Genomic DNA, 9,950 nt, shown 5'->3' with positions numbered 1-9,950 from the left:
CGTTGGGCGGCTCTGCCGACTTGAAGCAACTGGCGTTCAAAAGGAGCCAGTGCGTTGGGCGGCTCTGCCGACTTGAAGCAACTGGCGTTCAAAAGTCAAAAGGTTTGTAAATTAAGCTTTTCAGACATTTTGGATGCTATGTTTATTTTTGCCGTGCTGTACTAGTACAGCACGGCAAAAATACACATACCATTTTTAAGCCTTGTAGTCCGCCGAATTTTTGTAGGTTTTAATGGTCTGCTTACTTCCGCCAAGCGGTACTAATAGTTTGCCAACCTAGAATTGCTGGGTGAGGGGAGCAGGGGGTAGGGTGTATGGAACTGGAGAAAGTCTTACTACACCCCACAGATTCTGACTTTTCACGGTATGTGGAAAAGTCAGATTTATTAATCCCCTTTGCTTGCAATAGAAAGATAAAGTCAAAGGTGCAGGATTTATCGGAGGTAGTAATGGCGCGTAAACGGTTGATTATCGAAATGGGGATGGGAATAGATCAGCATGGACAAGAACCAACTGTAGCAGCATCTAGGGCAGTACGGAATGCGATCGCTCACAATGCTTTACCTGGTGTTTGGGAGGTTGCTGGTTTAAGTCACCCCAATGAAATGATTATAGAAGTTCAGGTAGCAGTGCCATATCCAGAACAAGTTAGAGAAGAAGAGGTACTAGCTGTCCTACCATTTGGTCAAAAAAGTCTTACCGTCGAATCTGGGGGGATGATAGTTCAAGGGCAGGCTATTCCCGAACTCAACGATAAAAATGACGAAATGTTGATTGCGATCGCTGCTGTTACAGTTCTGGTTGAAAATGATTAACTGAGGTCAATACCTTACGCGATGTGCAACTTATTCTTAGAACTTTGCTTCCATTCCTCTTTCCCCCAATCCCCAAAGGGGGCCTTGAGTCCTCCACTCCTGAGAGGCTTTGGTTTTTGCTCCCCAAGCCTTGTAGGGTTGGGGGTTAGGTTTGAGAGCAAGTCGTACATGGCGTAATATTTTTTATCTTCCAAGTCTTGCAAAAAATCGTGATTTTAAGAAAAAACTCACGACTTTAAGAAAAAAATCGTGATTTTAAGAAAAAACTCACGACTTTAAGAAAAAAATCGTGATTTTAAGAAAAAACTCACGACTTTAAGAAAAAAATCGTGATTTTAAGCAAAAACTCACGACTTTAAGAAAAAAATCGTGATTTTAAGCAAAAAATTGTGATTTTAAGCAAAAAATCGTGACTTTAGTAACGACAGCTTCTAAATTCAGGGTGATAGCTCCTGAATTAGTGACAACTTGCTTATCTGACATATTTGGCGCTCCCAACTACGGAACTTCTATTTCACCAAGCAAGGAGCGATCACCTACGGTAGAGGTAACTGATCGCAGGCGTTATGCTCACAAGTGCACTCAAGCCTGCCAATTGCCTGTAGTAAAGGTTTGGGGCAGCTGCAATCTAGTATTATGAATTAGTACAAGTGGGTGTGCCTGAGTTTTGCCTCTACACACAATGCATAATTCTTGGAAGCAGGGAGCAGAATAGAGCGTGACTAAACCAGAGGTAGTATCTTACGGATCTTGGCGATCGCCCATCACAACAGACTTAATTACCGCACGGACAATTGGGTTGGGACAAATTGCTCTCGATGGCGAAGATATTTACTGGAGCGAGCTGCGACCATCAGAACAAGGTAGAAATGTCGTAGTCCGCCGGGGTGCAAATGGTGAAATTACTGATATCACACCTACTCCCTTCAATGTGCGTACCCGTGTGCATGAATATGGTGGTAGTTCTTTTCTTGTGGTAGATGGCACTGTTTACTTTTCTAATTTTATTGACCAACGCCTATATCGTCAGGATACTGATACACAACCGCAACCCATCACCCCGTCAGCAGCCACACGCTATGCAGATGGTATTTTTGACCGCCAACACAACCGAATTATTTGCGTGTACGAAGATCACACTGATGCTGCAAATGAGGCGATCAATACTTTAGTCGGCGTGGAACTAGACGGAGATCACAAAATCCAAGTATTAGTATCTGGAAATGACTTTTATGCTTCGCCTCGCCTTAGTCCCGATGGTTTACGATTAGCTTGGCTGACTTGGAACCATCCTAATATGCCTTGGGATAGCACTGAACTATGGGTTGGGGAATTAAAAGCAGATGGTAGTTTAGGAAATACTCAAAAAATTGCTGGCGATTTAGATGAATCTATCTTTCAGCCAGAGTGGTCGCCGGATGGCAAATTGTACTTTGTTTCTGACCGTACAGGTTGGTGGAATATATATCGTTGGCAAGATGAAAATGTAGAAGCGCTAACTCAAATCAAAGCGGAGTTTGGTCAGCCGCAATGGAATTTTGGGATGTCCACTTATGCTTTTGAGTCTGCTAACCGGATTATTTGTACTTATACCCAGCAAGGTATTTGGTATTTAGCTAGCCTTGACACAGTAACAGGTCAACTAGAAACAATAAATACGCCCTACACAGCTATTAGTTCTCTCCACGCCACCTCTAAACAAGTGGTTTTTCGCGGAAGTTCTCCAACTGAGTTAGCAGCTATTATCCGTCTGGATTTGACAACCAAAAAGCTGGAAGTACTACGGCGTTCCAGCGATGTAACTATTGATGCTGGTTATCTTTCTCTCCCTGAAGCCATTGAGTACGAAACAGCTGATGGTAAAACAGCACACGCCCTTTTCTACTCACCTCAAAACCTAGATTATACTGCTCCTGCGGGTGAAAAACCGCCTTTGATTGTCAACAGCCACGGTGGGCCCACCGCAGCAACTTCTAGTAGCCTCAGTTTTGGCGTTCAGTATTGGACAAGCCGAGGTATAGCGGTTCTAGATGTAAATTATGGCGGTAGTACAGGTTACGGGCGGGAATATCGGCAACGACTGGATGGACAGTGGGGAATTGTAGATGTAGATGATTCTGTTTTTGGTGCGCGTTACTTGGTGGAACGGGGAGATGTAGACGGCGATCGCCTGGCAATTTCTGGTGGGAGTGCAGGTGGTTACACAACGCTTTGTGCCTTGACTTTCCGAGATACTTTTAAAGCAGGAGCCAGCTATTATGGTGTCAGCGACTTGGAAGCTTTAGTCCGGGATACACATAAATTTGAATCGCGGTACTTGGATCGTCTGGTTGGCGCTTACCCACAGCAGCGTCAGATTTATCAACAGCGATCGCCAATTAACTTTAGCGATCGTCTAGCCTGTCCAGTGATTTTTTTCCAAGGATTAGAAGATCGAGTGGTTCCCCCCAACCAAACTGAAGCAATGGTTACAGCACTGCGAACTAAAGGTGTACCTGTGGCTTATCTTCCTTTTGAGGCTGAAGAACATGGCTTCCGCAAAGCCCCAAACATCAAACGTTCTTTGTCAGCAGAACTCTACTTTTACTCACAAATTTTCGACTTTGAAATTGCTGAATCAGTCGAACCTGTAGTCATTGAAAACTTTTAGCTACCTAGCCGTGATCATCAGCGAAAGTGACATCTTGACCGCGCAATAAAAGTGCGAAGTAATGGCTCTCGAAAGTATTGTTATCGTTTGATTGTGGCTACCAAAGTAAGAAAGTCCAGTAAGAAATTTCTTACTTTAGGCGTTCTCTAAGGAACGTGGATTAAATCAGGACTTACGCAAAATCATGAAAAAACGAACCGCAAAGGACGCAAAGGACACAAAGAAATAAGAGTTTCCGAGAGTTTTTGCGTAAGTCCTATATTAAATAGAGTTCGCTATACTGATTCCTGGAACATGAAGCAGTTGAAGGCGGCCATTACCACTGCAAGTCATTAATTTCTTCACAAACCGATAAACATTTAGGAGGAACAAAAACATGATTGCTCAAGTAAACCTTGGCGGTAGTTTCACGCTCGCAGGTACTTCTGTGACTCTGAAGCGGATAGGCTATGGTGCGATGCAGCTTGCTGGATCAGGTGTTTGGGGACCGCCGCGCGACGTGGATGCTGCCGTTGCCGTTCTGCGCGAAGCGATCGCACTCGGAATCAATCACATCGACACCAGCGACTTCTACGGTCCGCACATCACCAACCAAATCATTCGACAAGCACTGCATCCTTATCCCGAAAATCTGACGATTGTCACCAAGGTGGGCGCAGTGCGCGGCGCGGACGCATCGTGGAATCCAGCGCAGAGTCCGACCGAGCTTCGCCAAGCGGTGCACGACAACCTGAGCAACCTGGGCGTTGACGTGATCGATGTCGTCAACCTGCGCCGATGGGGGGAGGGGCCGAACGAGGGGTCGATCGCAGAGCAATTCACCGCGCTCGCCGAGATGCAGCAGCAGGGGCTGATCCGGCATCTGGGACTTAGCAATGTGACGGCGGCGCAGGTCGAGGAAGCGCGCGCGATCGCGCCGGTGGTCTGTGTGCAGAACCAGTATAACCTCGCCCACCGCGACGACGACGCGCTAGTCGGCGATCTGGCGCTTAAGGGCATCGCCTACGTGCCGTTCTTTCCGCTCGGCGGCTTCAACCCGCTTCAGTCCTCGACGCTGGACACGGTGGCGGCGTCGCTCAAAGCCACCAAGATGCAGGTTGCGCTGGCGTGGCTGTTGCAGCGCTCACCGAACATCTTGCTGATTCCGGGAACCTCGTCGGTTGAGCATCTGCACGAGAATCTCAAAGCAGCAGATTTGCAACTTCCACCGCAAATAATTGCCGAGTTGGACGCGATCGGCGGCGCTTAACTATGCTAAACACGTGAAGGTGGCCTGCACCTTGCCGCTGGCTGAGGCAGCAAAGGCACATCGGCTGCTCGTCAAGGCTGACCTGGGTGGCTGGATTGTCCTGATCCCCTGAACCTACCGCTTCGATATGCTAAACCTATGCATTAGTCACATCTTTCTTAAAAAAAGAGTGAAAGTGTAGAAAGTAGATATAACAAGAGTTAGAGTGATTGAATTCAAGAATTAAGAACAGGTGAACGAAAAAAGGTGTGGGAAAGAAAGCTTAGTTAGCGTATAACATACGCTAATTAAGCTCGGAATAATATAGATGTTAACTCTAATCAAATATTTGATTATTTTTGATATCTTGCAGCTTCTTCAACTAGGTCAGAAAGTCCTAGCTCTAATGTATGAAGTACTTGGTTTAATGCTTCTATTTTTGTCCGATTTTTCATCATTTCAACTGCCTTTAAGAAAGCTGGGCTACCAGTGCCAATATATTGATGTCTGATTTCAAATAAATCTGGAGAAAAGTATGTCATTAGAAATAGAGACACTACAGGCTACACCACCAACTTCTACCTTTGAGACACCTGAAAAGAAGCAAGAATTTAACTGGAGGCAATGCTGGTATGCCGTTAGCTTTGTGCAAGACTTGCCTGCCAACCGCCCTTATAGCTTTTCCTTGTACGATGAACCCTTCATTTTGTTCAAAGACCAAAATGGACAACTTATCTGTTTAACAGATCGTTGTCCTCACCGTGCAGCTAGACTTTCTGATGGACAAATTATTGACGGCAAAATTGAGTGCTTATACCACGGTTGGCAGTTTGGCAGTGATGGTCAATGTCTGCACATTCCCCAGTTACCAACAGATGCAAAAATTCCGGTAAATGCTTGCGTGTCATCCTTTAAAGTCTTGGAACGTCAAGGGATCATTTGGATGTGGGCAGGGAAAGCCGAAACGGCTATAGATGAGCTAATTCCATCTTTGCCTGATTGGGAAAAGCCGGAATGCTTCAACTTAGACTATGTACGTGATCTACCTTACGACCAAAGCTATTTTATTGAAAACGTTATTGACCCGGCTCATATTCCAATCAGCCATGATGGCATCATAGGAAGTCGAAAAGATGCCCAACCGTTGGAACTAGAAGTCATTGAAAGTAACATTCAGGGAATTAAGGGAAGGTGGCGGCGAACACAGACAGCCAATCTGCCTTGGATGTCATTAGATTTCATTGCTCCTAATTCGATTCTCTACAACTTTCATAATGAACAGCAAGGTAAGTTTGGGGGCACAGCCTTGTATTCAATTCCACTAGGTAAGGATAGATGTCGGATTCTGGTTAGAAATTATGGTAACTTTTTTAGCCAACAAATCAAGCTGATGCCTCCCTGGTTAGAACACATCTTGATCCGAAACAAAGTCTTAGAAGGTGATTTGCAATTAGTCGTTGAACAAAAGGCCCAAATTGAGCGTTTGGGAAAAAATCTCAAAGAAGTGTATTTACCACTGAAAACATCTGATCTTCTTGTAGTTGAGTATCGCAAATGGCTAGATAAATTTGGGTCATCTTTGCCGTTTTATCAAGGTTATTCCACCTCAAAAAATGTCGGTAGTAGCGAGTCTGATCAAAAGTTGATCACATTAGACCGATTCTCGCAACACACACTTATTTGTCATTCCTGCAATCAAGCTTATCAAGTAACAAATAGGGTAAAACAAAGTTGTATCGGAGTAGCGATCGCTCTAGCTGCTGTAGCAATACTTGCAGATGATTCTAGAATCAGAATAGCTGCATTATCGGTTTCTATAGCAGCAGTTGTAATGTCCGCAATGGCTCAGACACTCAAAACTCACTTTGAGCGTTCCTACACTCGTCATTAAAATAGGAACTGGAAATATTCTGTCTCTGAGACTAAGGATTTGCTAATCCAAAGGTATAAAATCATCTAAACCTGGAGAAAACCATGTCATTAGAAACAAAGACACTACAGGCGACACCACCAACTTCTACCTTTGAGACACCTGACCAAAACCAAGAATTTAACTGGAGGCAATGCTGGTATCCTGTCACCTTTGTGCAAGACTTACCTGCCAACCGCCCTCATAGTTTTTCCTTGTACGATGAACCCTTCGTTTTGTTCAAAAACAAAGATGGACAATTTATCTGTTTAACAGATCGTTGTCCTCACCGTACAGCCAAACTTTCTGATGGACAAATTATTGACGGCAAAATTGAGTGCTTATACCACGGTTGGCAGTTTGGCAATAATGGTCAATGTCTGCACATTCCCCAGTTACCAAGTGATGCAAAAATTCCAGTCAATGCTTGCGTGCCATCCTTTAAAGTTGTGGAACGCCAAGGCATGATTTGGGTGTGGGCTGGCGAAAAAGAAACTGCTGTTGATGAAATTATCCCAATTCTGCCAGATTCAGACAAGCCAGGATTTGTGCGTGCAGACTTTATATTGGATCTGCCTTATGACCAAACATATCTAATAGAGAACGTCATAGATCCTGCCCATGTTGCTATTAGCCATCATGGCACCAGAGGTGGTGGTAATCGGAAAAATGCCCAACCGCTAGAAATGGAAGTACTAGAGAGTTCGGCTCAAGGGATTCGAGGCAAGTGGCGCGGAACTAACAAATCAAATGAAGCTTGGAAGTATATTGATTTTGTTGCTCCAAGTCTTGTGCTGAACACTGCTTATATTGAAGAACGAGGTTGGACATTTGGACTAGCTTTATATTCGATTCCTTTAGGTAAAGGGCGATGCCGTCTTTTAGCTAGAGGTTATCGTAATTTCATGACTTGGGGAGTCAAGCTGAGGCCCCGCTGGCTCGATCACTTGAATACCAACAAAATATTGGAGCAGGATTTGCCTCTTATCGCCGGACAACAGTCAGAAATTGAGCGCTTGGGAAGAAGTATCAAAGAAGTGTATTTACCGCTGAAAACATCTGACCAATTAGTGATTGAGTACCGCAAGTGGCTAGATAAATTTGGGTCATCTTTGCCTTTTTATCATGGCTATTCCACATGGAAAAATGTTGAGAATGGTGAGTTAAATTCAAAGCCAATTTTGCTAAACAGGTTCTCGCGACACACACTTATTTGTCATTCCTGCAATCAAGCTTATCAAGTGACAAATAGGCTAAAACAAAGCTGTATAGGGGTAGCGATCGCTCTAGCTGCTGTAGCGATACTTGCAGATGATTCTAGAATCAGAATAGTTGCATTATCGGTTTCTATAGCAGCAGTTGTAATGTCCGCTATGGCTCAGACACTCAAAACTCACTTTCAGCGTTCCTACACTCGTCATTAAAATAGGAACTAGTACTGCAAGGCGGAAGTCAAAAGTCACTTGTACTGAGCTTGTCCTGAGCGTAGCCGTAAAGCCTACGGCATAGCTACGCTTAGGGCGTAGCCTCTCCAAGAGTTGGGCGTAGCCGTTGGCGCAGCCTCTGGTAGAGAAGTAAAAGTCAAAAGAAATACAGCGTAAACGTTTCGTTAATTTGAAATGGGTTGTTTATTTCTGCCGCGCTCTACTAGAGACTGGGGATTGGGGACTGGAATCAGAATTCTTCCCAGCACTTAAGGGACTGACAAAAAATAAATTATCCAAAATTATTTGTACATTTGTAAGGGATCTTGGCCAAAATCCCCTACGATGGGATGTTTTTTTAACTGGAAGTCCCTAATCCCTAATCTATAATCTTAGTCGTGATGAATTTAGCGACTCTACGCTAAAGTAAAAATATTGGGATAAAAATCTCTGGCAGTAAGTTCAATACACCACTAATCTTTACCACTGCGGCGATCATGTCTCAAGAGTATAACGAATCACTCCAAATTCAGGAGATCACCAAACTCAAACCGAAACACTTTGCTGATTTAGTCAGATCAGCACAATTGATTTTCGACCCCACAGCGGGAGTTTCGGGAAGAAGTGTCACAGTTGACTGGGAAGAATTTGGAATTCCCCATCATGTGGCGGACAATCTCAAATCACTTGGTCAGCAGTACCAATATGCATCTCCTCACATCCCTGTTGAAGTCATTTGGAGTAAATTAACTCCAGAAACTCGTATTTGGTTCGTTGAAAATAAAGATAGGTTGTGGCAGCTTGAAGAAGCTTTCCCAGCCCTTGACGAAGATTAAACAGCTGAACCATTGAAATTGGTGTTTAGACTAAGAAAGGACAAAACAACCCAGCAGTATTGAGTTAAGGATCTCAAAATCTACATAGTTACAAGTAGAAGACTTAAGCTGATTTTGAGGCTTATTTCTTTCGTTTAATAGTTAATCATTTGTTGGGGATTGGATGTAGATAATCAGTAAAGTTGTCATCGTTTAAGCGGGTGTATTTTGGAAATATGCCTGCTTAAATTTTTTTTAGTACCATTGAGTTTTTTAATTCCTGCTGTCAGTTCGCAGGTTATCCGTGAGTCCGGCGGATTAATTTGTTCAGGTATAGATGCAGGTGTAAAAATTGGTGTAGATTTTTGTAATTCCTCAATAAATCGATATACAGCAGATTGCAGGTAAATGAAGTATAGTAATACCAGTGCATCAACGGGTAAAATTAAAGCTTACTCAATCGACTTGCGAGAAAAAATAGTAAAATCTTATTTGGAAGGTGGTAAGGATTCAGGTGTTTGAAACCCAGTCACAGAGCCAGTTTAAAAATTGAACTTGGTTTATTAACATACCTTTAGTCGTAATAAGAAACTAAAATATAGGTATTACACAATTCTTATTGAGAATAAAAAATTGTGACTAATCCCCGGAAACCGTTATCAGGAAACGATTGTAGAGATTTTGGCATGACTTGAATTCTTACTGAAGGTGATACTTCAATCAGAAAAGTAGCTGATAAATTTAGCTTGATTTTTTACCTTTTATTAATTAAACGTCAGTTGAATTAAAGCAACTCAATTACCTTAAAGTTTAGGATAACTAAGTATGACATTCCAAAAAATTTCCAAAACTTCTTCAGCAAAGAGCGAAACATCAACAACATCTGAGTTAGGATCAAGACCCTTTGCACCGATAGCGAAACAGACGACATCAGCATCAACTCTTCCTAAGCACCAGGAACAAACTCAAGGACTACTTCAAAGAAAGACAAACTTGTTAGCAATCCCTGGTCTGATGGCACAGCCAAAAACAAAACGACTACAACCCATTCAGGCAAAACTGACAATTGGGGAGCCTGGAGATAAGTACGAGCAAGAAGCTGACGCAGT

8 protein-coding genes are annotated in these 9,950 nt (G+C 43.3%); 7 read left to right on the top strand and 1 reads right to left on the bottom strand.

The genetic code is table 11. From position 1 onward, the window contains the following. Window positions 1-449 precede the first annotated feature (449 nt). From V7K40_RS12975 to V7K40_RS12965, 3 genes are all read left to right on the top strand, one after another. Window positions 450-815: a Lin0512 family protein gene (locus tag V7K40_RS12975; RefSeq protein WP_334960118.1), complete on the top strand. Its 366-nt coding sequence runs from the start codon at window positions 450-452 to the stop codon at window positions 813-815. A gap of 718 nt (window positions 816-1,533) precedes the next feature. After that, window positions 1,534-3,465: a S9 family peptidase gene (locus V7K40_RS12970; RefSeq protein ID WP_334960116.1), complete on the top strand. Its 1,932-nt coding sequence runs from the start codon at window positions 1,534-1,536 to the stop codon at window positions 3,463-3,465. A 376-nt stretch (window positions 3,466-3,841) separates the two neighbouring features. Beyond that, the gene (locus tag V7K40_RS12965; protein ID WP_334960114.1) at window positions 3,842-4,714 is read left to right on the top strand and encodes an aldo/keto reductase family oxidoreductase; all 873 of its coding nucleotides are present in this window, start codon (window positions 3,842-3,844) and stop codon (window positions 4,712-4,714) included. A gap of 332 nt (window positions 4,715-5,046) precedes the next feature. Here V7K40_RS12965 and V7K40_RS12960 read toward each other — a convergent pair whose 3' ends face one another. Beyond that, the gene (locus V7K40_RS12960) at window positions 5,047-5,235 is read right to left on the bottom strand and encodes a hypothetical protein (protein WP_334960112.1); all 189 of its coding nucleotides are present in this window, start codon (window positions 5,233-5,235) and stop codon (window positions 5,047-5,049) included. On the opposite strand from V7K40_RS12960, the gene V7K40_RS12955 reads away from it, so the two are divergent. The 4 genes from V7K40_RS12955 to V7K40_RS12940 form a co-directional block, all read left to right on the top strand. Next, window positions 5,229-6,584, top strand: coding sequence for a Rieske 2Fe-2S domain-containing protein (locus V7K40_RS12955; protein ID WP_334960110.1), 1,356 nt, complete (start codon window positions 5,229-5,231; stop codon window positions 6,582-6,584). The two genes, V7K40_RS12960 and V7K40_RS12955, sit on opposite strands and share 7 nt — an antisense overlap. A gap of 83 nt (window positions 6,585-6,667) precedes the next feature. After that, window positions 6,668-8,026: a Rieske 2Fe-2S domain-containing protein gene (locus V7K40_RS12950; RefSeq protein WP_334960108.1), complete on the top strand. Its 1,359-nt coding sequence runs from the start codon at window positions 6,668-6,670 to the stop codon at window positions 8,024-8,026. Window positions 8,027-8,523: 497 nt separating this feature from the next. Next, window positions 8,524-8,862 (top strand): hypothetical protein, encoded by a 339-nt coding sequence (locus tag V7K40_RS12945; protein ID WP_273765046.1) that lies wholly within the window; start codon window positions 8,524-8,526, stop codon window positions 8,860-8,862. An 804-nt stretch (window positions 8,863-9,666) separates the two neighbouring features. Beyond that, the coding region (locus V7K40_RS12940; protein ID WP_334960104.1) for a hypothetical protein at window positions 9,667-9,950 on the top strand (284 nt) is incomplete at its 3' end.

Source organism: Nostoc sp., from assembly GCF_036917195.1.
GTDB lineage: Bacteria > Cyanobacteriota > Cyanobacteriia > Cyanobacteriales > Nostocaceae > Nostoc.
This window is presented reverse-complemented; position numbering and strand designations above follow the sequence as displayed.